The organism is Amorphus sp. 3PC139-8, assembly GCF_040750475.1.
Lineage (GTDB): Bacteria > Pseudomonadota > Alphaproteobacteria > Rhizobiales > Amorphaceae > Amorphus.
In genome coordinates this window covers 83,860-107,358 of sequence record NZ_JABJVY010000009.1, presented here as the reverse complement: position 1 = coordinate 107,358, position 23,499 = coordinate 83,860, and the positions used below count along the sequence as shown (strand labels likewise).

Below are 23,499 nucleotides of genomic sequence, written 5' to 3'. Positions count from 1 at the left end.
ATTGACGGGATCCGCTCGCTCGCATCTGGCTTAGAACTCGCTATCGATGCGGCGCAACGTCTCGACGGCCGTGTCGATCCGTGCGAGCGCCGAGGCCGTCGTGGTTCGGGCCGGGCCGAGGCCCAGCGTGGCGGGCTCCGTCTTGGCGCCTCGATCGCCGCCATTGGCGAAGTCGGCGGCGATCCGCTCGAAACGCCGGGCCACGAAGATGCCGATCAGGACGGAGAGCACCAGCGTGGCCAGCAAGCCGGCCATCACATAAGGCAGGGACTGGACCAGCGTCTCCGGGAGGCGAACGCCGGGGGTGGGCAGCACGCGGGGATCGAGGATCAGAACCAGCCAACCGGCGGTCTGGTTGAAGTCGTTGCGGATCTCCGTGCCGACGACGAGGGTGCTCATGTAGAACACCCGCCAGGGCCGGCCCCCTTCGCGGTTGTCGATGGCGTTTTGCCATTCCAGCGGGATCGGTTCGCCCACGGCGCCGCGATCGGTGGAATAAATCGCCACCCCGGCCGGGTTCAGCACCTCCAGCGCGAGCACCTCTTCATTGCTGGCGACGGCGCGCTCCAGGATCCGCTCGATCGGCTGCAATTCGCTCAAGGGAAGGCCGAGACTGAGATTGCGCTCGATGGTTTGATCGAGATCGGACAGCACGAAGCCGATCCGCGCTTCCGTCAGTGCCACCTCTCCGCGCTCCAGCACCCGCGTCATCGCGATCACGAGCAGGAACAGGGCCACGGCGGCCGTCACGGTCAAGATGACGCTGATCTGACGGGACGCGGTCATGGGGCTGACGATCGCTCGTTTGCTGACGCCGATGCGGGGAGGTTCCCGAATTGCTCCGGTTCGATAGCACAATCTCCGTCGAACCCCGAGGGGCCAGTGGCGACGAATTGTGGTTCGGCCTCTGCCGGGGATCGGACGCAGGGTAACGGGGCTCCGAAAAGTGGCCGGCTTCCCAATTCTATGGTACCCGAGAGGCTCTCCGGCCGTGTCTTGAAGGGTGCGAGCCTGGGGTCGCGATCGAGGTGATTGGAGCGTGCATGCAGCGGCTTGCTCTCGTGCTGATCTTGGCTTTGGCTCCAGTTGTGGTCGCAGCGCTCGCGCTCGGGGCCTACCTCAATTACGGAAGCATCCGCCAAAGCTATCTGGATATGGTCGGCTCGAGGCTGGACACCGTGGCCCGGCGGGTCGCCTCGGATGCCGAGACGGCGCTGTCGCTGGGCCTGCCGCTGGCGGGACAGCAGACCTTGGCGCGGCTTCTGGAGCGCGAACGCGCCGCCGATTCCTTGATCTTGTCGATCGACGTCGTGGATCCGGCGAACAAGATCCTGCATTCCAGTGACCCCGACCGCATCGGCACGACGGAAACGCCGGACGCTTCCGTCTCGGAGGATCATTCCGTGGCGATCCGCAATGCCTTCGAGACGGTCGAAGGTCAGGTCGTGGTTCGGGCCTCTAAGCCAGGCCTCGACCGCACGCTCGCCGAAATGGCCCGACCGATCTGGCAGACCGCGATCGTGGCGATTGTCGTGGCGCTGATCCTGTCGGCGCTCGCCGTGATCCTCGGCCTGCGCCTGCTGCGCGCCCGGGTCACCCAAACGGAAGCGGCGGCCGACGGGCTCGTGCCGCGCGGCAGCCGGGCCGCGATCGTGGAAGTCGACGCGGCCCATCGGGCCATCGCCGACCGCCTTGCTGGCTCCCGGGCGGTGTGACGATGCGCAGGTTCGATCTCATTATCCTTGGTTTCGTCACGGTCATCCTGGCGGCGGCGCTTGCCGTGATCTCCTGGCAATCGATCCGCAGTGCCGAGAACACCTTGATGCCGGCGCTGGACCGCAAGGCCGATGTGGTCGCGCGCTCGCTGGCGAGCCTGGTGGGGGAGGCGGTTGGCTACGGCATCGCGCTCGACGAGATCGTCGGGGGCGACCAGGTGCTGAGGACGGTGCTCTCGGAGAATCCGGAGTTCGGGTTCGCCGCCATCACCAACGCCGCCGGGCGGATCGTGGCGAGCGCGCAGACGGACCGCGAAGGCGGCGTGGCGCCGCTGGAGCGCCAGATGCGGACGGTGACCCAGCCAGTCGTCGTCAACGGTGCGACCGTCGGCTCGATCGTCGTGGGGATCCCGAATGCGGTCGCGGAAACCTTGCTCAGGCGCTTGTGGATCGATATCGCCGTTCTGCTCCTGGTCTCCTTGCTGGTGACGTTGGAACTGCTTTCCTTCGCCTTCACGATGCCGACGGCGTCGCTTCTGCGCGGTCTTGCCCGCCGGCTCGAGGCGCTGGGGCGACACGATTTCCGCCCCCACGATCCGCTGGGCGGGGCCGGCCCGCTAGCGGGCGAAGTGGCGACCGTCGACCGCGAAATCGCCCGGGTCCGGCGCGAACATGCCGAGCTCATGGCGCAGGCCGAAGCCGCTGGCGATACCGACGCGCTCCGCGAGCTTCAGGCCATCGACCGCCGTTTCCGGCTGACCCGCGAGCGCACCGATCCGCCGATCAACCTGGTCGCCGTGCGCGCGCCGGTGTTCCTGTTCTTCTTCGCGGAGGAAATGGCCAGGCCGTTCCTGCCGAGCTACATCCAGTCGTTCGCCAAGCCGATCGCGGGCCTTTCCATCGAGATGGTGATCTCGCTGCCGATCGTGATCTTCATGGCGATCGTGGCGCTCGCCCAGCCCACCTTGAACGGCATCACCGAGCGCGCCGGCCGAGGCCGGTCTTTGCGCACGGGAGCGCTGCTCGCGCTCATTGGCTATGTGGGCACCGCCTATGCCTGGGGGATGGTGCCGCTGATCGTGTTCCGATCCGTGACCGCGATCGGGCTTGCCACGGTGTTCGTCTCGGCCCAGGGCTACATCGTCGATCGCACTGGCGCGCAGAACCGTGCGCGGGGCATCGGCCTGTTCGTCTCCGGTATCATGGTCGCGATGCTGTGCGGCCCGCCGATCGGCGGCATCCTGGCGGACCGGCTCGGTATCGCAGCCGCTTTCCTTGTCTCCGCCGCCATGTGCCTGGCCGCCTATCTGTGCGCGCTGGTCGCGCTTTCCGGCGACCGGCCAAACCCGACGGCGGCGATCGGCGGTGTCAGCATCCGCCAGATCGGCTCGGTTCTGAAACGTCCGCAGATGCTGACGCTTCTGGTCGGGTGTGCGCTGCCGGCGAAGATGCTGCTGATCGGCTTCTGTTTCTATTATCTGCCATTGTCACTCTCGTCCGCGGGTTTCGATCCGGCGACGATCGGGCGCGTGCTGATGCTCTACGGGCTGGCGATGGTGGTGGTGATTCCGCTGGTGTCGCGCCTGAGCGACGACGGCGGGCGACGCGTGTCGTTCGTGGTGGTGGGAGCGCTGTTGAGCGGGCTTGCGATAGCCCATCTCTATCTGTGGCCAGCGCCTTGGGGGGCCGCACTCGCGGTGCTGCAGGTCGGCATTGCCCAGGGGCTTTCCACGACGCCGCAGTCGGCGCTGGTGGGCGAACTTGGCGCGCGCTACGTCCCGTCGCTGTCACAGGGCAGTCTTTACGGCGTGTTTCGGTTTATCGAGCGTTCGGGGACGGCGATCGGTCCGGCAATCGTTGCATTCCTCTGGGGCGCCTATGGTGGTGAGGTCGCGGTGATGGCGATCGCCGGCATGGTGGCTTTGGGCGGGGCGCTGTTTGCGCTTGCCGCGATCGGTGGAAGCGAGCCGAAGCCGACGCCGGTTGCGACCCGGTAAAATAAAGGGAGACGGAGCTTTGGCCGCTCGCCAGCGCTCCGGGCTGAGATCAGGGGTTCGGTCGATGTCTATTCGAAACGTGACGCGGCGAAGCGTCCTGGTCGGGGCCGGGGCGACGCTGTCCGGCCTGGCCTCGGCGCGCTTGGCCTGGGCCCAGGATGGGAGCCAGAAGCCCTACACGATCTACCAGATCACCTATCGCGGCGAGACCGATGTGGAGCGCGGCTTCGCCGACTATATGCGTCAGCGCGGCATTCCGGTGGAGATCACCCAGCGCAGCGCCGAACTCGATCCCTCCAAGGTCGCCGGCTTCGTGGAGGAAATCCACAAGCTGAAGCCGGATCTGGTCTACACCTGGGGCACGCCGGTGACGATCGCGACCTACGGCAAGGATACCGACGTCGACCCCGCCAAGAACATCACTCAGATCCCCGGCGTCTTCACCATGGTGTCGGCACCTGTGGCCGCCGGTGTGGTGCCGAGCCTTGCCTCGTCCGGTCGCAACATCACCGGCACATCCCATGTGGTGCCGCCGGAGCCGCAGATCCGCGCGATGCAGTCCTACCGTCCGTTCAAGACGCTGGGCGTGCTCTACACGCCGACCGAGCAGAACTCCGTTGTGATCGTTGCTCGCTTGCGGGAGATCGCCAAGCAGATGGACTTCACGCTCGCTGAGCGGACGTTCCCGGTCGTGGACGGAAAGCCGAGCGTCGAAACGGCGGCAGACCTGGTACACCAGCTTCATCAGGATGGTGCGGAGTGGCTCTACTATCTGCCCGATACCTTCCTCTCCACCAATATCGACAAGGTGGCGCCGGTGGCGACGGAGCTCGGGATTCCGGGCTTCTCCGCGACCGAGCTTCTGAAAGGCGACGCATTGGTGAGCCTGATCAGCCGCTACTATTCGCTGGGCCAGCTCACCGCCTACAAGGCCGAGCAGATTCTGGTGGAGGGCGTGGGGCCGGAGGATATCCCGATCGAGACGCTGAAGCGTTTCTCGCTCATCATCAACATGCCGTTGGCACGCAAGCTGAAGCTCTATCCACCGCTTGCGATGCTCAACTATGCGGAAGTCATCACCGGCTGAGGGGGAAGGCCATGGTCGTCATGACCAGCCTCGACGAACCGGTCGAGATCGTCGATCTCGCGCGCCAGGACGTCGGGGACATCTGTCGGCTGTTCGATGCGGTGATTCATGCGGTGGCTCGGCCCGATGCGGTGCGGCCGGACGAGCCCAGCTTTTTCGAGCAGGTGTTCGATGTCGGCGGCGAGATCCTGGGGCTTACCTGCGAGGGCCGGCTGATTGCCTATGGCGTGCTGCGGCCGGAGCTTGCGAGCGAGCACGACCGCAAGGCGCTCGACGGTGTGGCGCCGGCGGACTCCGTCCTGTTCGTGGTCGACGGCTCCGCCGTGCACCCCGACTATTGGGCCCGGGCCTTGCAGCGGGTGCTGATCCGCGCCCGCATCGAGCGGGCGGTGAACCAGGGTGCGGAAACCGTGATTGCCAAGGTCTCGCCGAACAATCTGCCGAGCACGCGCAACCTGTTGAAAGAGGGGTTCCGGATCGTCGGGCGGGTGCGGAAACCGTATGGCTGGCGCTACATCCACCACCGGTCGGCGCTTGCCCCGCCGCCGGAGGCCGATCGGATGCCGGACATCTGGCGGGCGGCGGCGGATATCGACGCGGTCACGGCGGAGTTCGAAGCGGGGCGGTGTGCCACCCGGTTTCGCTTTGGCGAGGACGCAGTGCCGGAACTCGGCTTCGTGGAGCGGTAAGGCACGGAAGCGATTTCAGGCGCAGCGGAAAAGGCTCCGGATTCAATAGTTTGAGCAAGTCCTTTTGGTTCAAACTGAGTCAATTTGAACGGGACGTGCGCGAGACCCGTTCCGCTCTATCCGGAATTGCTGAGCGGGTCTAAGTTTTTGTTCCGACGCGTTTCCGGACGGCCAACCGGTTTCCACTCGGCCAGGAAACGCTCTAAGCACCCGCCGAGCGGATCGCCTCGTCTCGGGTCTCGCTGACGGGAAACAGCGAGATGAAGCCGGAGATTTCGAACACGTCTCGAATGGTCGGGCTGAGGCCGCACAGCGCGAGCACGCCGCCCCCGGCTTTCACCTTTTTGCCGGCGATCAGCACCACCCTCAGGCCGGCGCTGGAGATGTAGTCGAGTTCGGCGAAGTCCATCACCAGGCGGGTTCGGCCCTCTTGGATCTTCTGCAGCACCTGGGATTCGAAAGCCTTGGCGTTGGAGCTGTCCACCCGGCCGGCCGGCATAAGGATCGTGATCTCCTCGATGTCGTCCGCAGCTACGCTCAACGTCGTCACGATGCGTCCTCCATTCGCGGCGGGTCCTCGTCGGCGAGGATGAAACGGGTCACGTTCTGGTCTCCGATGCGGGCATAGGTGAGGCCCGCAGTCATGGTTTTCGACAGGTGCACGCCAAGTCCACCGATCTCACGGTCGTCCAGCGAAGCTTCGGTATCGGGTTCGGGCAACGTGGTGGGATCGAAGGCGTGACCGGCATCGACGATCTCTCCTACGACGTTCGGCCCCTCCTTGGAAAGGCGTAGGATGATCGGTCCGCCGACGCTGTCGCGATAGCCATGGTTCACGACATTGGTAAGAAGCTCTTCCAGGACGAGAGTGAGCACATAGCTTGCCCGCGGCGAGAGGCCGTGGGTTTCGCAAAAGGCGTCCACGTCCGGCTGCACCGACATGACAGCGTCGATCGACGCTTCCAGACTCACATCGATCGCATGCGGCATCCGTCTTCACTCGACGAGAGCATCGGCGTCGGGCCTGAGCCCGCGCCGCGACAATCTTGTTTCCGGCGACGGTAGCAGCATTGGCGCTCCGACACCAACCCGTTGGTTCGCAAGGCGCCTGCGACGCGCTCGCTGCAATGTGAAGAGATCATGGGGCTACGCGTTCGCATCGCCGGACGGTCTCGTTCTTTCCCGCTCGCGCCGGTTCTCGCGAAAAACCGATGCCCACTTTTTCGCTCGATGCTCGAGCTGTTGTCCCTTGGCGCAAGTTCGATCTCGACAAGCGGGCGCAACTGCGATCACGCTCAAGGTCGGTTCAAATCTGGTGAGTTCCATGTCGCAAGCCCTTCGCGCCGGCCTTGCCCGGCTCGACACCACCACCCGCATCACGCTGGCCGTCCTGGCGCTGGCTTCGGGCGTCTACACCTATCTCGGCGTGCGCGACCTGCTGGAGGGCGAGGGGCTGCCGGTCTTCTTCGCGGCGATCGTTTACTCCAGCGCGGTCTCTGTCGGGATCTATGCGTTCTGGTCCTATCTTCTGTTTTTCCTGCCCCATGTACGGAGCTGGAAGGATCGGCGGACCTTGTCGGTGGCGCTGGTTCTGGGCTCCGCCATGATCGTGGCGATGTCATCGTGGCTCAACGCGGCCGCGCTCGCCGGCGGTGCGGCGCTGGAACAGCATCTGGCGACCACGGCGGAGGAATATCAGCATCGGCTCGACGCGGCCTATTCCAACGCGCTCGCCGCTCAGGGGCTTTTGCCGGACATCGAGCTTGCCGCTTCGCGCTTCCAGCGGCTCGCCGACGAGGAGGAGGCCGGCGGCGCGCTCACCGGCACCTCGGGCTCCGGCACGGTGGTGCAGCTTTTGCGCCAAATGGCGGCGGACCTGCAGAACCTTGCCAACGAAGTCCGGGCCTCACGCGAAATCGTCGATCAGCTCTATGCCGAGGGTGGCGAGAACCTGGCCGCGATGCGCGCGATCGTCTCGGCGAGCGGGCCTGTTGAGGAGCGCTCCAACGAATTCGGCAAGGAGGCGGTCGCGCTTGCTGGCGTGATTGCCAGCCTGCAGCAGACCTCGATCGCGCCCGCCGTGAAGCGGGCTGCGGACGACCTCTCCGCCACCTTCGTCGCGCCGGCCGCGGGCGGGCGCAGCGCGGACCTCGCCGCTCGCCAGAGCGAGGTAGTGGAGCGGGTGCAAGGGGCCGTGGAGGCCCAGGCGAGCGCGCTCTCGTCGGCGGCCGACACCATCCTGGCTCGCGAGCCGGTGCAGCCGCTGCGCTTCACCGCGCTCTCCACCCCGGAGGCGGTGCTGCGCTATGCCCGAGACTTCCTGCCGAGCTGGGCCGGCGCCATTTCCATCGATCTCCTGCCGGCGGTGATGATCCTGATCCTGGCCGGCGTGCAGGCGGCGATCCGACGGGAGGAGGGCGAGGAGCTGGAAGAGCACGGCATGACGGCGGGCGAGTTGATGCGTGCCATGCGGATCTATCACCGCTTGCGCGAGGAGGACCGCGACATCGACGCCGGCCGTCCTGTGGAGGAGGCGCCCGGAGCGCCGGCGACGCCCGGCGACGATCCGGATCCCGCGGTTCATATCACCCGGCTGGAGCCCGGCTCCCGGCGTTCCGGCCCACCGGCGGAGTAGACGCGGTGGCGGACCCGACCACCGACGCCGCGCTTAAGCGGCCTCCACGCGCCCAGGCGATCGAGGACGGTGTGCTTCGGTTGGTGTTCGCGCTGCTCCTTTCCGGCACGATCGTGGTTCTGGGCGCTGATGCCTGGCCCGGCCTCGAAGCGGCGCGCAAAGCGATCCCGGGGCTTGGCGGCGAGCCGGAGACGGACCCGCATTCGATTCCGATGCCGCCGCCGATGCCGGGCGATCAGGTCCGGCGCTATTCGCCCTCCGGGGTTCCGGAGTTGCCGGAAGACGGGCCGGCGGCGCTGCCCGGCTATGTACGTGCGCCGGGAGCGGAGGCGCTGGTCGGTACGATGACCTTCCACCGGGGCACGGACGGGCGGGCCAGCGCCGTGGGCCGCATCGATCCGGGCATGGCGAAGACCTTCGACGACTTTTTGGAAAGCCAGGGCGATGAGCTGACCACCCTGGTGCTGCATTCGCCGGGCGGCTCGGTGCGCGATGCCATCGCCATGGCGCGCGCGATCCGCGACAAGGGCCTTGCGACGGAGGTGCCGGAAAACGGCTATTGCGCGTCGTCCTGCCCGCTGGTGTTCGCCGGCGGAGCGGGCCGCACGATCGGCGATCCGGCCTGGCTCGGCGTGCATCAGGCGTTCGCGGCAACGGACGAGGACGGCACAATTGCCGACGGCATGGCCAACGGCCAGGCCATCAGCGCCGAGGTCCTGGATCTCCTGGTGGAGATGAATGTCGATCCCGCGGCCTGGATTCCCGCCATGCGCACCCCCGCCGATGCGCTCTACGTCTTCACTCGGGAGGAGCTGACGGAGTTTAGGTGGGTCGCGACGGAAGAGGAGATTGCCGCGGAAGAGGCGTCGCAGGAGACGGCGGTCGAATCGCAATAGAGCTGCGTGCCGAAGCGCGGCAGCGGCCGCCTCACAGTCCGCTCATTCCCATTAAGTCGGGAATAAGCGGAGGGATTTGCTATTTTATGCGGCCTAAAGATGTGAGCAGGAGGCTCATATGTTGACGATCACGCCGCCGGTTCATCCCGGCGAGATCTTCCGCGAAGAATATCGAGCCGCTAGGTGATGGACTCATAAATGCGAATGTTTCGGCGTCCGAAGGAGCGAGTCGATTTGCCCGACTGCTGCGTCGCAAAATCTTGAAAACCGGCCGGGTTTCCTGCGCTCTTGCTCCTGGCATTCGACCAAATCGCCTCCGCCCGGACCGTCCGGATTTATGAGTTCATGACCTAGGGCTCAAGCCTTACACGCGACGGGAGATTGAATAGGATTGGATCCGAACGGGTCGGCTCTACCTTGCTAATGCCCGCATCGCTTCGTCGAGCCCATCCAGGGTCAGCGGGTACATCCGATTGCCGATCAGTTCCTGGATCATCTGGATGGACGCGGTGTAGCGCCAGTGGCCTTGCGGCACCGGGTTGATCCAGGCGAGCCCCGGATAGGTGCCGACCAGCCGCTGCAGCCAGACTTGGCCGGCCTCCTCGTTCCAGTGCTCCACAGAGCCGCCCGGCATGGCGATTTCGTAGGGGCTCATGGAGGCGTCACCCACGATCACGACCTTGGAGTCCGCCGGGTAGGTGTGCAGCACGTCCCAGGTCGGAATCCGATCGGAATGGCGCCTGCGGTTTTCCTTCCACACGCCTTCGTAGAGGCAGTTGTGGAAGTAGAAATGCTCCAGCGACTTGAACTCCATGCGCGCGGCCGAGAACAGCTCCTCGCAGACCTTGACGTGGTCGTCCATGGAGCCGCCGGCGTCCAGGAACAGCAGCACCTTGACCGCGTTGCGCCGCTCCGGGCGCATCTGGATGTCGAGATAGCCCTTCTCGGCGGTCGCCTTGATGGTATCGTCCAGCGCCAGCTCTTCCGCCGCCCCGGTGCGGGCGAAGCGGCGCAGCCGACGCAGCGCGATCTTGATGGTCCGCGTGCCGATCTCGACGGTGTGGTCGTAGTCCTTGAAGTCGCGCCGGTCCCAGACCTTCACCGCGCGGCGATGCCGGCTCTCGTTCTGGCCGATGCGCACGCCTTCCGGGTTGTAGCCATAGGCGCCGAACGGCGAGGTGCCGGCGGTGCCGATCCATTTGGAGCCGCCCTGGTGGCGCTCCTTCTGTTCCTCCAGACGCTGCTTCAGCGTCTCCATCAGCTTCTCGAAGCCGCCGAGCGCTTCGATCTCCGCCTTCTCGTCCTCGGTCAGATATTTTTCGGCGAGCTTCCTGAGCCACTCTTCCGGGATTTCCGCTTCGATGCTCTCGCCGACGCTCTCCAGCCCCTTGAAGGTGTGACCGAACACGCGATCGAACCGGTCGATGTTGGTCTCGTCCTTCACCAGGATGGCGCGCGAAAGATAGTAGAAGTCTTCCACCTTCTTGTCGGCGAGGTCGGCCTCCAACGCCTCCATCAGGGTCAGATATTCGCGCAGCGTCACCGGTACGCCGGCGCGCTTCAGATCGTGGAAGAAGGTCAGGAACATGGGGTCGAGCTCCGCGTCCGTTTGCTCGGAGCCTATATCACCGGGGCCCGGGATGCACACCGCTCAGCTGAGCGACAGCTTCATGCCTTCATGGCTCGCGACGAAGCCGAGCCGCTCATAGAAGCGGTGGGCGTCGGCGCGGGACTTGTCGGTGGTGAGCTGCACCAGCCCGCATCCGCGGTTGCGGCATTCCGCGATCGCCCATTCCACCATTTGCCGGCCGAGCCCGCTGCCGCGCTCCGAGCCCGAAATCCGTACCGCCTCGATCTGGCCGCGCCACATACCGAGCCGCGACAGACCGACCAGAAAGGTGAGCTGCAACGTGCCGACGACGGCGCCGTCGCGTTCGGCGACCACCAGGAGCTGGTTCGGGTCGCGGTCCAGCGCTTCAAAGGCCGCGACGTAGCGCGCATCCAGGGGCAGCTCCGGCTTCTCCCGGCTCTGCCCGAGCGCGTCGTCGGCGAGCATCGCGACAAGGGGGGGAAGATCGTCGCTTGTGGCAGGGCGGAAAATCAGGTCGGTCATGAGGTGTATGGTCTCCGGCTCAAACAAGAAGGCTGCGTGGGACCTGAGTCGTCCCCCAATTCTCCGCTCATTCCCGCTTTCGCGGGAATGAGCGGCGTATGAAGGCACTGTTTCCTAAAACTCTCGGCGGTCGACTTATTTTTTCCCTTTCGCCTCGTCGCCAGCGAAGGAGCCGAGCTCCGACACGACGTCGCTGACGCGCGGACGGCGGGTGGTGACGAAGGGCAGCGGACGGCAAACGTCGATGGCGGCAAGCCCGAGCCGCGCCGTCATCAGCCCGTTGACCACGCCCTCGCCGAGCCGGGTGGAGAGCCGGGATACCACCGAACCGCCCACCACCTCGTGCAGCAGCGAATCGCCCGCCGCCATGCCGCCGGTAACGGCGAGGTGCTGGATGGTATGGCGGGCAAGCCGCAGAAAGCCCAGCGTGCCCGGTCGGCCGGCATAGAGCGCGGCAAGCCGGCGCATCAGGCGGAACGCCTCGACTGCGACATAAAGGATGTCGACTAGCGCGCGCGGCGACAGCGCGGTGACGACCGATACGCGCTTCGCCGAAGCGATCACCATCGCGCGGGCCTCCGCGTCGATCGGCGACAGGATCTCGCGCTCGGCAAGGCCGATCAGATCGCGCCCGTCGATGATCTCTTCCATGTGGGCGGAGAGGGCGGCGCGTCCGCGCGCGGTGGTTGGGCGCGATCCATAGAGTGCGATCAGCGAGCGGCAGACCTTCAATGCCGCCTCGCGGTCGTCGGCATCGGCCGCTGCCCGGCCCTCCAGCCGGAGATGCTCGATCTTGGCGATCTTGCGGAGCGCCAGGGCCTCCTTGAGGGCGAGGCCGATCGCGCCGACGAGCGCCATGGCGGCAAGCGCAAGCGCTACCCAGCCGAGCCAGGGGGCACGGGCGAAAAGATCGGCAATTAGTCGGTCGACGGCGAAGCCGATACCAAGGCTGACCAGACCGCCGAGCCCGATGGTGAAGATCGTGCCCAGCGACCAGCCTTTGCGGTTCGCGGCCGGATCGTCGCGCGGGACGAGATCGCCCGCGCTATCGATTTCGTCGGCGGTCGGGTCCGGCTCGGCCTCGAACGGCGGCGGGGTCGCGGAGATCTCCGCCTCGTCGACGCGGAAGGCGGTGGGACGACGGGGGCTGCTCATGCCAGACGGTCTCCGATCAGGAACTGCAGCACCCGGTCCAGGCGGATATGGGGTAGCGACAGGGTGGCGCCGGCGGACGAGGTCTCCAGATGTGGCGGCCGGAAACGCAGAAAGGCGAGGGGGGCGGCGTCGCCGGCCGTCCGATCGGCGAAGACGGCGCGCGGGTCTTCCGGCAGGTCGCCGGGAAAGAGCGCTATCTCGCTGGCGCCATCATAGACGGTTCCGTTCACCCGCTCGCCGGGAAGCGGCGTGCCGATGATCGCCGGCAGCGTCTCCAGGCCCGAGCGCACCTTGCCCTCCCGGGTCGCCCGCACGGCGGCGATCGCCGCGACGTCGACCTCGGCGCCCGCCGAGCCGGCGCGGGTTCGGGCCGCCTCCACCAGGGTGGAGAGGATCGCTTCCAGCCGATCGTGGTCGGTATGATGAACGTGGTCGGCCTTGGTGGCGGCAAACAGCAGCCGGTCGACGCGCCGGTCGACGAGGCGGGTGAGCCAGGAGAGCCGGCCGGGCCGGAAGCAGCCCAGGATTTCTTCCAGCGAGCCTTGCAATGCCCGCACGGCCTCCGGCCCGGCATTGAGGGCGGCCAGCACATCGACCAATACGATCTGCCGGTCGAGCCGGGCGAAGTGATCGCGGAAGAAGGGGCGGACCACGTGCGCTTTATAGGCCTCGTAGCGTCGCTCCATCATGGCGAACAGGCTGTCGCGGCCTGGATTCCCCGATGGCGGTTCGAGCGGCGCGAAGGTGAGCGCGGGCGAGCCTTCAAGATCGCCGGGCATCAAAAAACGGCCCGGCGGAAAGGCGAGCGGCGTGGTGTCTTCTTCGCGCACGGCGCGCAGATAGCCGGTGAAGGCTTCGGCCAGCCGGGCGGCGGTCCCTTCGCTCGCCGATGCGCTCGGATCGGCCTCGGCGAGCGCGGCAAGCCAGGCGACTGCGCTGTCGCGATGGGTCGTCTTGCGCGCCTCCGCCAGCGATTCCCGCGACCAGGTGCGGTAGTCCTTGCTCAAAAGCGGCAGGTCGAGCAGCCACTCGCCGGGATAGTCGACCAGATCGAGATGGAGCCGGCCGGGCCCGAGATTGCGACCCAGAAGGGTCGCCGATTCATAGGAGATCGTGACCCGGAGTTCGGCGATCCGGCGGGTGGATTCCGGCCAGATCCGATCCTCCACCAGTGCGCGGACATGATCTTCGTAGGCAAAGCGCGGCACCGCGTCGTCGGGCTGGGGCTCCAGTCGGGCGCGGGTGAGCCGCCCTTCCGAATAGGGCGCGAACAGCGGCAGCCGTCCGCCGTGCAGGAGGTTGTGCACCAGCGCGGTCAGGAACACGGTCTTGCCGGAGCGGGCGAGACCGGTAACGCCGAGCCGCAGGCTGGGCGAGACCAGCCCGCCGGTGCGGCTTGCCAAAGTGCCGAGCGCGAGGCGTGCGTCGTCGGTAAACGTGGTGAGTTTCATGCGCGGTGCGGGCCGCCCCTAACAGCCTCAAAAAATGGTCTGGTTCCGGAAATGGGCATTGCCGGCGCGGGGCGGAAGCCCTTCGCCTCGAATACGAGGATCAGCCTTTGTTGGAAAGGTCCTTGGGACGGAGGAAGGCGGCGACCCGGCCGCTGTCGGTGGTGACGTCGGTCCAGGCGGGAATGTCGAAATCGAGCACCACGAGCGCGCCGGTCGGAAAGCCTCCGCCGACCGCGGCGGCGTTGCCTCCATCGGCGGGGTCGGCAAGTGCGGCGGCACAGTCCTGCAGGCCGGGATTGTGGCCGATAACCAGGACCGCTTTGGCGTTCCCACCGTGCGTTCGGATCACGTCGACGATCCGGTTGGCGCCGGCCTCGTAAAGCTCTTCGGAGAGCCGGATCGTGAACGGGCCGGCAAGATGCTGTAGGAGCGCGGCGAGCGTTTCCCGCGTGCGCTGGGCGTTGGAGCACAGAACGAGGTCGGGAACGAGCCCTCTGGCCGCCATCTCCCGGGCCATGGCCGGTGCGGCCTTCCGGCCCCGCTTGTTGAGCGGACGATCGAAATCGGACAGTTCCGGATCGTCCCAGGACGATTTGGCGTGGCGCAGGAGCATCAGCCGGCGCATCTTAGTCTCCCAATCGGATCACGAAGGCTTCGGGGCGTATCGCCGCAAAACCTGAAACGGGATCGGTATACCTGCGGACGAGCCGCGGCTGCTACCGAGTCTTGCCTTCTCCATCGTCGGATCCCCTCGTCCATTCGCGATGCCGCGCCGGTTTCTGGGAGAAACCGGATACCGCTCGCTCGGCCCGTGCTTCAGAAATTGGAGTAGACGCGCGACAATTTCGGGTCGCTCGCAAGGCTGGCCGGCGTGAGAACGCGCTGATTTCGGATCAGGGTCCAGCACGCTTCGGCTTCGAGCTCGGCCGCCGCGCAGTCCGGGTGGGCCTGCCAATCGTCGAACACGGGGGACCCGCTGCCGGGTGTCTCGATACCGAGCTCGCGCACCGTCGCGACCGCTCCCAACTCGGCGCCCGCCTCCGCGAAAGCGGTCTGCACCAGTTCGCTGTCGTAGAAGGCGGATCGGTCCCGCCGGTAGAAGGGATCGAAGGGCAGGAGGTAATATTTCTCGAACGCGATCTCGATGGCTCGGGCGCTGATCTCCGCAGCGCCCTCGACGCCCGCCAGACGGTAGACGATATAGCGATTGCCGGCTCCGCGCCGGACGAAGTCGTCGATCGGCACTTCGAACACGCCGTCTTCGGGCGTCGCGTCGATGACGTAGGGCCCGCCGCCGGTTTGCCTCACAATCCCGACATGGGTGTACGGGTTCTCCTCCTCGCCGGCCGGGGGCTCGGTCAATCCTTGCCCGGCCGCTTGGAAGATGATGTCGCCTTCGCGGAAGCCGTCCCAGATGTCCGTCGCTTGGGCCCCCGTCGCGAAGGTCGCGCCGGTCAATCCCAGAAGTGTCGCGACTTTGAGCGATCGGTTGCCCATCCGACGGTCCCGTTTCACTAAGGCGCGGCTCCTTGAAATTACGACTTGCGAGCGATCAGCGCCCGTCTCGGCGGGTCATGAAGGCCAGCCGCTCGAACAGGTGGACGTCCTGCTCGTTCTTCAAAAGCGCACCGTGCAGGGGCGGGATGAGCTTCTTGGCGTCGCGCTCCTTCAGGACCGTCTCGTCGATGTCCTCGTTGAGGAGCAGCTTGAGCCAGTCGAGGAGTTCCGATGTCGACGGCTTCTTCTTCAGCCCCGGCACGTCACGGACTTGGAAGAAGATGGAAAGGGCTTCGGAAAGCAGACGCTTTTTGATCCCGGGGAAATGCACCTCGACGATCTCCGCCATCGTGTCGGGATCGGGGAAGCGGATATAGTGGAAGAAGCACCGACGCAGGAACGCGTCGGGCAGGTCCTTCTCGTTGTTGGACGAGATGATGACGATGGGGCGCTGATTGGCCCGCACCGTCTCGCCGGTCTCGTAGACGAAGAACTCCATCCGATCGAGCTCCTGCAGGAGGTCGTTCGGAAATTCGATGTCCGCCTTGTCGATTTCGTCGATCAACAACACCGGTCGCGTGTCGGCGGCGAACGATTCCCACAGCTTGCCGCGCTTGATGTAGTTCGCGATGTCGGAGACGCGGGGATCGCCGAGCTGGCTGTCGCGCAGGCGGGAGACCGCGTCGTATTCGTAGAGGCCTTGATGCGCCTTGGTGGTGGACTTGATGTGCCACTCGATCAGCGGCAGGCCGAGCCCACGGGCGATCTCGTGCGCCAGCACCGTCTTGCCGGTTCCGGGCTCGCCCTTCACCAGAAGCGGGCGCTCGAGCGTGATGGCGGCGTTCACCGCGACACGCAGGTCCTCGGTGGCGACATAGTCGGCGGAGCCTTCAAAACGCATGCAGAACCTCGCGGTCGCTGGGGAGGAAAGCGATTTTTCGACGTGGCGCAGATGCCACGCTTATACGATGACGCCGCATCCGCAAAGCGCCCGCCGTTTCGTCCGAGCGTGGGCTTTCTGCAATCAGGTGGTGAACGGCGTTGTGATGACCGCAGGCCATCGCTATAAAGGCGCCGCTTTACAGCGCGTGCCGAGGACGCTTCATGGCGGTAGAGATCGACGAAGACTATCGACCCTCGGAGGATGAGCCGTTCATGAACGAACGGCAGCGGGCGTATTTCCGCAACAAGCTTCTCGCATGGAAGGACGAGATCCTCCGGGAGGCGAAGGAGACGCTCGAACAGCTCCAAGAGGATTCCAGCAACCATCCCGACCTGGCCGATCGCGCCTCGTCGGAAACAGACCGGGCAATCGAGTTGAGAGCCCGGGACCGGCAGCGCAAGTTGATCGCAAAGATCGACGCCGCGCTGCAGCGGATCGAAGACGGCAGCTATGGCTATTGCGAGGAGACCGGCGAGCCCATCTCGCTGAAACGCCTCGACGCCCGCCCGATCGCGACCTTGTCGATTGAGGCGCAGGAGCAGCACGAACGCCGGGAACGAATTTACCGGGACGATTGAGCTCTATCCGGGCTTGCTGTCTGGAACCGGACCGGTTCCAGCTTCCTGATCCCGCTTTAGGATTTTGGCCGGCTCTTAAGAGCCGGCCTTTTTTCTGCCTTTGCCTCTAGGTCATGAACTCATAAATCCGGACGTTCCGGGTGGAGGCGATTTGGTTGAATGCACCGATCGACCCCGCTCCTTCGGACGCCGAAACGGCTGCGATCAGCGCCCGCCCACGCCGCGCAGGAGCCGCGCCATCTCGTCGTCGAGATCGAGATCGTCGTTGCTCTCGTCCGGCTTGGAGGTGGCGTTGCTGTCGGCTTCGTCGGCAGGAGCGGGATGAGCCGTCGTATCCTGAGGCTGCTGGTCTGGTTCGTCCTGAGCTGCCGCTGGCTCCGGCGATGGGGAGATGCGCCCGACATGCGACGGCGAAATCGCCGCCGCGGTCGGCAGGGCGGCCATCAATTCGTCATCGGGAGCTTCGTTCGGCCGCTTCCGTTGTTCGGGAGGCGACGGCGTCGAGGCGTCTGCCGCTGCGGGCTCCGGTCGGCGTGGCTGTGTCTGCTCGCTGGCCGCAGGGCGTTCGGCGGTCGGCGCCTGGCGCGCTCCCGCTGGAGCCGTCGGTGTGGCGAGCGGAGCACGCGGCGTTTGCGGACGGCGAAATGCGGAGGCCGAGTTCGGACGTTGTGATCCGCCCTGACCGGCCGCCGGTCGCTCGCCTGTGGGGGCCGGACGCATGGTCGCCGGGCGCGGCGTATCGTCGCTGCGGGTAGCTTTCGGGGCGGGCCGTCGGCGCGGCTCGTCACCTGCGTCGGCGGGGCGCTGGGGGCGCCGTGGGGCCTCCGCGGGTGCGGCGTCCGCCTGCGGCGGCGTCACGACCGGTCGCGCAGGCGGTTCGCTTGCCGCGGGTGGTTCCGTCGGGCGGGCGGCCTCAGTGCGGGGCGCGGGCTTGGGCGCCGGCACGGGGTCTGCGGCGGCGGCAAGATCGGCCTCCGCCTCCCCATCTTCCGCGAAGGTCCCGCGTGAGGACGAGGATGTTGTTCGGGCGCCTGCGTTGGAGCGGACCAGAGTGTCCGTCGAGGCGGCGGTTGCGTTGCGGATGATGCCTTCCTCGACGACCACGTCGACGGGGCCGCCGATCAGGATCAGGTGCTCGACATGATCGCGCCGCACCAGAACCAGGCGATGGCGATGATCGATGTCGGCGGAATCCATGACCGCCAGTCGCGGTTGCCGATTGCGCCGTTGCCGGCCCAACGCGCCGGACCCGTAAGCCCGTGCCACCGCCATGACCGCCCAAATCACGGCCACCAGCAAAGCCAATGTCAGAACGAAAAGAACGCCACGCGCAAACCCCGGATCGAGGCCGAACGATCCGGCGAGCCAACTGCTCATGAAATACTCCCCCGCGCATCTACTGGGTGCCCGGTCTCCAGGAGGCGAAGACCGTCACGCTGTATACAAGGCTGCCCCGCCATCGGCGAGGCCGGCGATCCGTCTTGCGCGGCCCGCACCCTGCTGATCGTATGCCCCTTGCGCCGTACAATAGTCGTCGCGCTCATTTTGCAAACCCTGATTCCTGTGGGTAGCTCCGCGGCTCTGCCACATTCTGGCGCATTCTGGCAAAGGTCGATGCGAATCAAGTGATTCGGCCGCGCCTGACGGACGTTTCCGCGGTCCCAGAAGGTGCTCATCTGCTCCGGCCACGGCGTTGGTCGGCGAGCTCGGAAGGAGCCGGACAGCGTGAATAACGGCGGACACGTGGATACCCGCAAGTTGAAGCTGGCCTCGCATGCCGGAGGGCTCGGGGTCGCCGGGGCCATTCTGCTTATCGCCCTGGCAAGTGGCGGGAGCGTGGCGATGCTCGGCGGCGAGCCGGCCGCGGTCGTCGTCGCGGGGTTGCTCGGCGCGGCTGTGATGGCGGCGGTTGCGATCGCCTGGTCGTTGGCGCGGACATCCGGCGATGCCGATGCACGAGCGATCGCGGTGGTGGAGGCCTTGCCGGTGGCGGCGCTATCGGCGACCGCCGCGGGCTTGGTGCGCCACGGCAACGCAGCCTATGCGGAGCTGAATCGGACATTCGGGGCGACGCGGCTCGTCACCCCGCTGAGATGGGCGGCATCCGACCCGGATGCTGCGGCGGCTCTCTACCGGGCGGTGAAGTCCGCTCACGCCGGCGAGGCGGCGGTGGCGCGGCTGACTGCGCCGCAGGCGGCGGGCGGGCGTATCTTTGACGTGCATGTCGCGCCGCTGGATGGCAACGGATCCTCGCTCCTGCTCTTTACGGTGTTGCCGGTGGCGGCACCGGCAAGCGAGGCCGATGACCTGCAGGATGCCGACGAGGCCGTGCTCTATGCTCGGCTGTTTCAGCGCATGCCTGTGGCGGTTGCGCTGGTCTCGCGTGACGGAGAGGTCTCGCTTGCGACGCCGCGTTTCGGCCGGCTGACCGGCTGGGAGGAGGCCGGGTCCGAGGAGACGCCGCGCAATCTGACCGATGTCTTCGCAGAGCCGGATCGGCCGACCGTGGCCGATGCGATATCGAGGGCGACCGCCGGCGAAAGCCTGGCGCGCCCGATCGACGTGGCGCTCTCCGGCGAGCCGCCGCGCGCGGTGCGGCTTTATGTGGCTCCGTTCTCCGAAGAGGGCGGTGCCGGCGAGCGCGCCATCCTCTATGCCGTCGATACGACGGAGCAGCGCGCGCTGGAGATGCAGTTCGCCCAGAGCCAGAAGATGCAGGCCGTCGGCCAGCTCGCCGGTGGTGTCGCTCACGACTTCAACAACATCCTGACGGCGATCATCGGCTTCTCCGACCTGCTCCTGATGAACCACCGTCCGACCGACCCGTCCTTCCAGGACATCATGAACATCAAGCAGAACGCCAATCGGGCGGCGGGTCTGGTCAAGCAGCTCCTGGCCTATTCCAGGCGCCAGACGTTGCGGCCGAGCCGGCTGCACCTGACCGATGTTTTGGCCGATCTGCCGGTGATGCTGGACCGGTTGCTTGGCGAGAAGGTCACGCTGAAAGTCGTGCATGGGCGCGATCTCTGGCCCGTACTCGCCGACGTGAGCCAGCTCGAACAGGTCATCATCAACCTGTCGGTCAACGCCCGCGACGCCATGCCCGACGGCGGCGAGCTGACGATCCGGACTGCCAACGTTCCCGCTGCCGAAGTGGCGGGCCTCTCCGCCGACGGGATCGCGGTCGCGGACCACGTTTTGGTCGAGGTGGCCGATACCGGCACCGGCATCCCGCCGGAGGTGGTGGAAAAGATCTTCGAGCCCTTCTTCTCCACCAAGGAGGTGGGGCGCGGCACGGGGCTTGGCCTTTCCACCGTTTACGGCATCGTCAAGCAGACCGGCGGCACCATCCTGGTCGACAGCCGCGTGGGGGAGGGCACCGTGTTCCGGGTGCTCCTGCCGCGCGCCGTGGATCTGCCCACCGCCGAACCTGCCGCTGCCGACGCGGCGGAGAACCTGCCGCCGGCGGACGCAGCCGATGCGAAAGCGCCGGACGCAGCCGCCTCGGCCGGTGAGGGACGCGCTTCGTCCGGCGACCGGGGCCAGGCGGATTCGCCACCCGCCGCCCAGGATCTGACCGGCAGCGCGACCATTCTCCTGGTGGAGGACGAGGACACCATCCGCGCGTTTGCAGCCCGTGCGCTGACCACGCGCGGGTATCAGGTGCATGCCGCGCCAACCGGCGAGGACGCCCTTGCCATTGCGCGCGAGCTTGGCGGGCGGATCGATCTTCTGGTCTCCGACGTGGTAATGCCGGAAATGGACGGGCCGACACTGGCGGTGGAGCTGCGCAAGCTGGCGCCTGAGATGCCGATCATTCTCATGTCGGGCTACGCGGAAGACGTGTTCGCGCGCACGCTCCCGGGCGAGCTGGAGTTCGCCTTCCTGCCCAAGCCCTTCACGCTGAAGGCGCTCGCCACGGCGGTGAAGGAGGCGCTCGAAGCGACGCCGGCGGGGTAGGGTAAATCCGCGGACACGTGGGAACCGGTTCTTGATTCTTTTCGCTCACGCCGACCCACCGGGCTCGTGGCTGCGCGAGGGCGGCCCGAAGCGTGTTTCGTCCGGGGGGGGTAGGAACTCATCCTGTCGGTGCGGCCGCGCGGACCCGTTCCCGCTCGATCTGGAGCGCCAAGGCTTCGTCGCTTCGCGCAAGCGCCAACGCGGATTGGCGGCGGGCCGCGGCGGCAAGCTGGGGCCCGCCTCTTTCGGCAAGCGCGCAGAGCGCGGACTGGAGCTGGATCTGCACTTCGAAGACACCCGCCCCGTCACGACCGATCGGCAGGAACACATGCTCCAGCAGATCGTCGGGATCGAGCGGCGGAATCCACAATCGCTCATAGCAGACGCTGTAGTCCGCCTTGTCCAAGCGCGCCTGCCAATCGCACAGAACCCGGACGCCGCGTCCGATCACGTCGATCGCGGTGCCGGGATCGTTGATGCCGGGCGAGAGGGCGCGCGAGGCGATCTCGGCAAGAACGGACAAGCCGAAGCGCGGATCGCTGTCGAAGGTCCGGATATCGCCGATGGAGAAGGCCGCACGCACCCGCTGCAGGGTGTCGTCGTCGGGCGAACCGGAAATCTGCGCAACTGGCTGGGTCGAATGCACGAATGTACCGGCGGGCGCGGTCAGGTAGATGTCCGTTTCGGTATCGTTTGCGATCCCGGAGAGCGCTGGAATGTCGACATGTTGGACGTAGCCGATCTTCTCGGTGATCACCGAAACCGCCGACGCCGGGATGTTGTCCGGATCCGGTAGCGGATGCCCGCCGAGGCTGGGCGCATCTCCGAAATGGGCAAGCGCCGTCGCGGTGGCCGTTTCGACCCGCTCGGTGGGCTCCTCGATCCGGCCGAGGCTGGAGAGATGGTCGATCCAGCGCAGCAGGGTCAGCACGATCAACCCGATCACCACGATCGTCATAGCGAACAGGACGACCCGGCCGCGCTCGCCGTAGACATTCGTGGAGAGGGTTACGATGCCGACCAGGCTGAACAGGAACGAGCCGATGAAGGTGCCGAGCGCGTTCTGAGCGGTGGTGTCCTCCAACAGGAGCCGGGTGGCGCGCGGCGTCACGTTGCTGGTGACGGTGTTGTAGTGCGTCACCATGACGGTGAGCGAGAAGGTGGTGACCGCGAGCATCGAGGAGGCGAGGATCTGCAGGATGCTGTCCACCGCCTGGGCGCCGATGGAGGCCGGCAGATCGGCCGGGATCAATCTGGCCAGAATCGGCGACATCAGCGCCGACGCGATCGCCAGGACGGCGAACAGGCTCGCGCGAACCCACAGCTTTTTTCCGAATTGGCGCAGCGTCCACTGCCACTTCGAAAGCATAAAAATCCAATCCGTCGTCAGCCCCGTCGCGCGCCGAACCGTCCCTGTCACGATCGCGACGGCTGCGCCCTTTTGAAGCGGCGTGTCGTGTGCGCTGTCAAGAAACGGCCGGTTTGCGCTTCGGTTCCAAGCGTGTCGCCGATCGGGAACACCGCACCTGGACGGGCCGGTTATGGGGTTGGCGCCCCCGATTTAGCGGCTATCACCGGGTCGGAGACGCTGCGATTGAAAAGAACATATTGCGAACAGGAACAAAACAAGTACAATCGCGGCGTTGAAAAGGTTCCGGACGTCGTGAGACATAGGAGACGACGATGGCGCAGGCGAATCTGAGGTTGGTCGAGGGATCCTCCATGGACAAAAGCAAAGCTCTGGACGCCGCGATCTCCCAGATCGAGCGGTCGTTCGGCAAGGGTTCGATCATGAAGCTCGGCCAGGGCTCGGCCGTGGAGGTCGAGGCGGTGCCGACCGGCTCGCTCGGTCTCGACATCGCGCTCGGCATCGGCGGATTGCCGAAGGGGCGGATCGTGGAGATCTATGGCCCGGAATCCTCGGGCAAGACGACGCTTGCCCTGCATACGGTCGCGGAGGCCCAGAAGAAGGGCGGCATCTGCGCCTTCGTGGACGCCGAGCACGCGCTCGACCCGATCTATGCGCGCAAGCTGGGCGTGAACATCGAAGATCTCCTGATTTCCCAGCCCGATGCGGGCGAGCAGGCGCTGGAGATTGCCGACACGCTGGTGCGCTCCGGCGCGATCGACGTTCTCGTGATCGATTCGGTGGCGGCCCTTACGCCGCGCGCCGAGCTGGAAGGCGAGATGGGCGATCAGCTCCCCGGCCTGCAGGCGCGGCTTATGAGCCAGGCGCTGCGCAAGCTGACGGGCTCGATCTCGCGCTCTCACTGCATGGTGATCTTCATCAACCAGATCCGCATGAAGATCGGCGTGATGTTCGGCTCGCCCGAAACGACCACCGGCGGTAACGCGCTGAAATTCTATGCCTCGGTTCGCCTCGACATCCGCCGTATCGGCGCCATCAAGGATCGCGACGAGGTGGTGGGTAACCAGACCCGGGTGAAGGTGGTCAAGAACAAGCTCGCGCCGCCATTCCGCGAGGTCGAATTCGACATCATGTACGGCGAGGGCGTCTCCAAGGTCGGTGAGTTGCTCGATCTCGGCGTGAAGGCCGGCATCGTGGAGAAGTCCGGTGCCTGGTTCTCCTATGACAGCCAGCGGCTCGGCCAGGGCCGGGAGAATTCCAAGCAGTTCCTGCGCGACAATCCGGAAGTTGCCGCCACCATCGAGGCGTCGATCCGCCAGAATGCTGGCCTGATCGCCGAACAGATCGTGGGTCAGGAAAAGGATGACGGCGACGACGATTTGGCGGCGGAAGGGTAACGCGAAGCCTGAAACAG

The 23,499-nt window shown here is 66.2% G+C and carries 20 protein-coding genes and 1 pseudogene; 9 read left to right on the top strand and 12 right to left on the bottom strand.

What is annotated here, in order from left to right:
- Positions 1-30: 30 nt before the first annotated feature.
- Positions 31-786, bottom strand: a complete 756-nt coding sequence (locus HNS03_RS10745; RefSeq protein ID WP_367195216.1) for a hypothetical protein — start codon at positions 784-786, stop codon at positions 31-33.
- Between the two features lie 257 nt (positions 787-1,043).
- On the opposite strand from HNS03_RS10745, the gene HNS03_RS10740 reads away from it, so the two are divergent.
- The 4 genes from HNS03_RS10740 to HNS03_RS10725 all read left to right on the top strand — a co-directional run bounded on the left by HNS03_RS10740 (position 1,044) and on the right by HNS03_RS10725 (position 5,488).
- Positions 1,044-1,715: a hypothetical protein gene (locus HNS03_RS10740; RefSeq protein ID WP_367195214.1), complete on the top strand. Its 672-nt coding sequence runs from the start codon at positions 1,044-1,046 to the stop codon at positions 1,713-1,715.
- A 2-nt stretch (positions 1,716-1,717) separates the two neighbouring features.
- Positions 1,718-3,712, top strand: coding sequence for an MFS transporter (locus tag HNS03_RS10735; protein ID WP_367195212.1), 1,995 nt, complete (start codon positions 1,718-1,720; stop codon positions 3,710-3,712).
- A 64-nt stretch (positions 3,713-3,776) separates the two neighbouring features.
- Positions 3,777-4,799: an ABC transporter substrate-binding protein gene (locus HNS03_RS10730; protein ID WP_367195211.1), complete on the top strand. Its 1,023-nt coding sequence runs from the start codon at positions 3,777-3,779 to the stop codon at positions 4,797-4,799.
- 11 nt (positions 4,800-4,810) lie between these two features.
- A complete protein-coding gene (locus tag HNS03_RS10725; RefSeq protein ID WP_367195209.1) occupies positions 4,811-5,488 on the top strand; it encodes an N-acetyltransferase family protein in 678 nt (225 codons plus the stop codon).
- A 202-nt stretch (positions 5,489-5,690) separates the two neighbouring features.
- Here the strand turns inward: HNS03_RS10725 and HNS03_RS10720 are convergent, their stop codons facing one another.
- Both HNS03_RS10720 and HNS03_RS10715 read right to left on the bottom strand, forming a co-directional pair.
- Entirely contained in the window at positions 5,691-6,038 is a 348-nt protein-coding gene (locus tag HNS03_RS10720) for an STAS domain-containing protein (protein ID WP_367195207.1), read from the bottom strand.
- Positions 6,035-6,478: an ATP-binding protein gene (locus tag HNS03_RS10715; RefSeq protein ID WP_367195206.1), complete on the bottom strand. Its 444-nt coding sequence runs from the start codon at positions 6,476-6,478 to the stop codon at positions 6,035-6,037. Before HNS03_RS10715 ends, HNS03_RS10720 begins: the two co-directional genes overlap by 4 nt.
- A 334-nt stretch (positions 6,479-6,812) precedes the next feature.
- Here HNS03_RS10715 and HNS03_RS10710 point away from each other — a divergent pair, with 334 nt between their 5' ends.
- Positions 6,813-8,123 (top strand): hypothetical protein, encoded by a 1,311-nt coding sequence (locus tag HNS03_RS10710; RefSeq protein ID WP_367195205.1) that lies wholly within the window; start codon positions 6,813-6,815, stop codon positions 8,121-8,123.
- A 5-nt stretch (positions 8,124-8,128) separates the two neighbouring features.
- On the top strand, positions 8,129-9,019 hold the full coding sequence (locus HNS03_RS10705) for a hypothetical protein (RefSeq protein ID WP_367195204.1): 891 nt from the start codon (positions 8,129-8,131) through the stop codon (positions 9,017-9,019).
- 412 nt (positions 9,020-9,431) lie between these two features.
- On the opposite strand, the gene HNS03_RS10700 is transcribed toward HNS03_RS10705, so the two are convergent.
- From HNS03_RS10700 to HNS03_RS10670, 7 genes are all read right to left on the bottom strand, one after another.
- A complete protein-coding gene (locus HNS03_RS10700; RefSeq protein WP_367195203.1) occupies positions 9,432-10,607 on the bottom strand; it encodes a VWA domain-containing protein in 1,176 nt (391 codons plus the stop codon).
- 63 nt (positions 10,608-10,670) lie between these two features.
- Positions 10,671-11,132: an N-acetyltransferase family protein gene (locus HNS03_RS10695; RefSeq protein ID WP_367195201.1), complete on the bottom strand. Its 462-nt coding sequence runs from the start codon at positions 11,130-11,132 to the stop codon at positions 10,671-10,673.
- A gap of 135 nt (positions 11,133-11,267) precedes the next feature.
- Complete coding sequence (locus HNS03_RS10690; protein WP_367195199.1) at positions 11,268-12,287, bottom strand: YcjF family protein; 1,020 nt, start codon at positions 12,285-12,287, stop codon at positions 11,268-11,270.
- Positions 12,284-13,738, bottom strand: coding sequence for a YcjX family protein (locus tag HNS03_RS10685; RefSeq protein ID WP_367195198.1), 1,455 nt, complete (start codon positions 13,736-13,738; stop codon positions 12,284-12,286). Before HNS03_RS10685 ends, HNS03_RS10690 begins: the two co-directional genes overlap by 4 nt.
- Positions 13,739-13,838: 100 nt before the next feature.
- Positions 13,839-14,363, bottom strand: coding sequence for a histidine phosphatase family protein (locus tag HNS03_RS10680; RefSeq protein WP_367195197.1), 525 nt, complete (start codon positions 14,361-14,363; stop codon positions 13,839-13,841).
- A 191-nt stretch (positions 14,364-14,554) separates the two neighbouring features.
- Complete coding sequence (locus HNS03_RS10675) at positions 14,555-15,235, bottom strand: YiiX/YebB-like N1pC/P60 family cysteine hydrolase (RefSeq protein WP_367195196.1); 681 nt, start codon at positions 15,233-15,235, stop codon at positions 14,555-14,557.
- Between the two features lie 55 nt (positions 15,236-15,290).
- A complete protein-coding gene (locus HNS03_RS10670) occupies positions 15,291-16,136 on the bottom strand; it encodes an AAA family ATPase (protein ID WP_367195194.1) in 846 nt (281 codons plus the stop codon).
- Between the two features lie 203 nt (positions 16,137-16,339).
- Here HNS03_RS10670 and dksA point away from each other — a divergent pair, with 203 nt between their 5' ends.
- A complete protein-coding gene (gene dksA / locus HNS03_RS10665) occupies positions 16,340-16,756 on the top strand; it encodes an RNA polymerase-binding protein DksA (protein ID WP_367195193.1) in 417 nt (138 codons plus the stop codon).
- Positions 16,757-16,960: 204 nt separating this feature from the next.
- On the opposite strand, the gene HNS03_RS10660 is transcribed toward dksA, so the two are convergent.
- Positions 16,961-18,133 (bottom strand): hypothetical protein, encoded by a 1,173-nt coding sequence (locus HNS03_RS10660; RefSeq protein ID WP_367195192.1) that lies wholly within the window; start codon positions 18,131-18,133, stop codon positions 16,961-16,963.
- 951 nt (positions 18,134-19,084) lie between these two features.
- On the opposite strand from HNS03_RS10660, the pseudogene HNS03_RS10655 reads away from it, so the two are divergent.
- A pseudogene (locus HNS03_RS10655) lies at positions 19,085-20,716 on the top strand (ATP-binding protein); the annotation flags it as partial.
- Positions 20,717-20,834: 118 nt separating this feature from the next.
- On the opposite strand, the gene HNS03_RS10650 reads toward HNS03_RS10655, so the two are convergent.
- A complete protein-coding gene (locus HNS03_RS10650; RefSeq protein WP_367195191.1) occupies positions 20,835-22,085 on the bottom strand; it encodes a DUF2254 domain-containing protein in 1,251 nt (416 codons plus the stop codon).
- Between the two features lie 314 nt (positions 22,086-22,399).
- Between HNS03_RS10650 and recA the strand changes: the two genes are divergently transcribed.
- Positions 22,400-23,482 (top strand): recombinase RecA, encoded by a 1,083-nt coding sequence (gene recA, locus HNS03_RS10645; RefSeq protein ID WP_367195189.1) that lies wholly within the window; start codon positions 22,400-22,402, stop codon positions 23,480-23,482.
- Positions 23,483-23,499: the final 17 nt, after the last annotated feature.

Coding starts and splice junctions, on each gene's coding strand:
- HNS03_RS10745 (WP_367195216.1), bottom strand. CDS start 786: ATGACCGCGTCCCGTCAGATCAGCGTCATCTTGACCGTGACGGCCGCC.
- HNS03_RS10740 (WP_367195214.1), top strand. CDS start 1,044: ATGCAGCGGCTTGCTCTCGTGCTGATCTTGGCTTTGGCTCCAGTTGTG.
- HNS03_RS10735 (WP_367195212.1), top strand. CDS start 1,718: ATGCGCAGGTTCGATCTCATTATCCTTGGTTTCGTCACGGTCATCCTG.
- HNS03_RS10730 (WP_367195211.1), top strand. CDS start 3,777: ATGTCTATTCGAAACGTGACGCGGCGAAGCGTCCTGGTCGGGGCCGGG.
- HNS03_RS10725 (WP_367195209.1), top strand. CDS start 4,811: ATGGTCGTCATGACCAGCCTCGACGAACCGGTCGAGATCGTCGATCTC.
- HNS03_RS10715 (WP_367195206.1), bottom strand. CDS start 6,478: ATGCCGCATGCGATCGATGTGAGTCTGGAAGCGTCGATCGACGCTGTC.
- HNS03_RS10710 (WP_367195205.1), top strand. CDS start 6,813: ATGTCGCAAGCCCTTCGCGCCGGCCTTGCCCGGCTCGACACCACCACC.
- HNS03_RS10700 (WP_367195203.1), bottom strand. CDS start 10,607: ATGTTCCTGACCTTCTTCCACGATCTGAAGCGCGCCGGCGTACCGGTG.
- HNS03_RS10695 (WP_367195201.1), bottom strand. CDS start 11,132: ATGACCGACCTGATTTTCCGCCCTGCCACAAGCGACGATCTTCCCCCC.
- HNS03_RS10690 (WP_367195199.1), bottom strand. CDS start 12,287: ATGAGCAGCCCCCGTCGTCCCACCGCCTTCCGCGTCGACGAGGCGGAG.
- HNS03_RS10685 (WP_367195198.1), bottom strand. CDS start 13,738: ATGAAACTCACCACGTTTACCGACGACGCACGCCTCGCGCTCGGCACT.
- HNS03_RS10680 (WP_367195197.1), bottom strand. CDS start 14,363: ATGCGCCGGCTGATGCTCCTGCGCCACGCCAAATCGTCCTGGGACGAT.
- HNS03_RS10675 (WP_367195196.1), bottom strand. CDS start 15,235: ATGGGCAACCGATCGCTCAAAGTCGCGACACTTCTGGGATTGACCGGC.
- HNS03_RS10670 (WP_367195194.1), bottom strand. CDS start 16,136: ATGCGTTTTGAAGGCTCCGCCGACTATGTCGCCACCGAGGACCTGCGT.
- dksA (WP_367195193.1), top strand. CDS start 16,340: ATGGCGGTAGAGATCGACGAAGACTATCGACCCTCGGAGGATGAGCCG.
- HNS03_RS10660 (WP_367195192.1), bottom strand. CDS start 18,133: ATGAGCAGTTGGCTCGCCGGATCGTTCGGCCTCGATCCGGGGTTTGCG.
- HNS03_RS10650 (WP_367195191.1), bottom strand. CDS start 22,085: ATGCTTTCGAAGTGGCAGTGGACGCTGCGCCAATTCGGAAAAAAGCTG.
- recA (WP_367195189.1), top strand. CDS start 22,400: ATGGCGCAGGCGAATCTGAGGTTGGTCGAGGGATCCTCCATGGACAAA.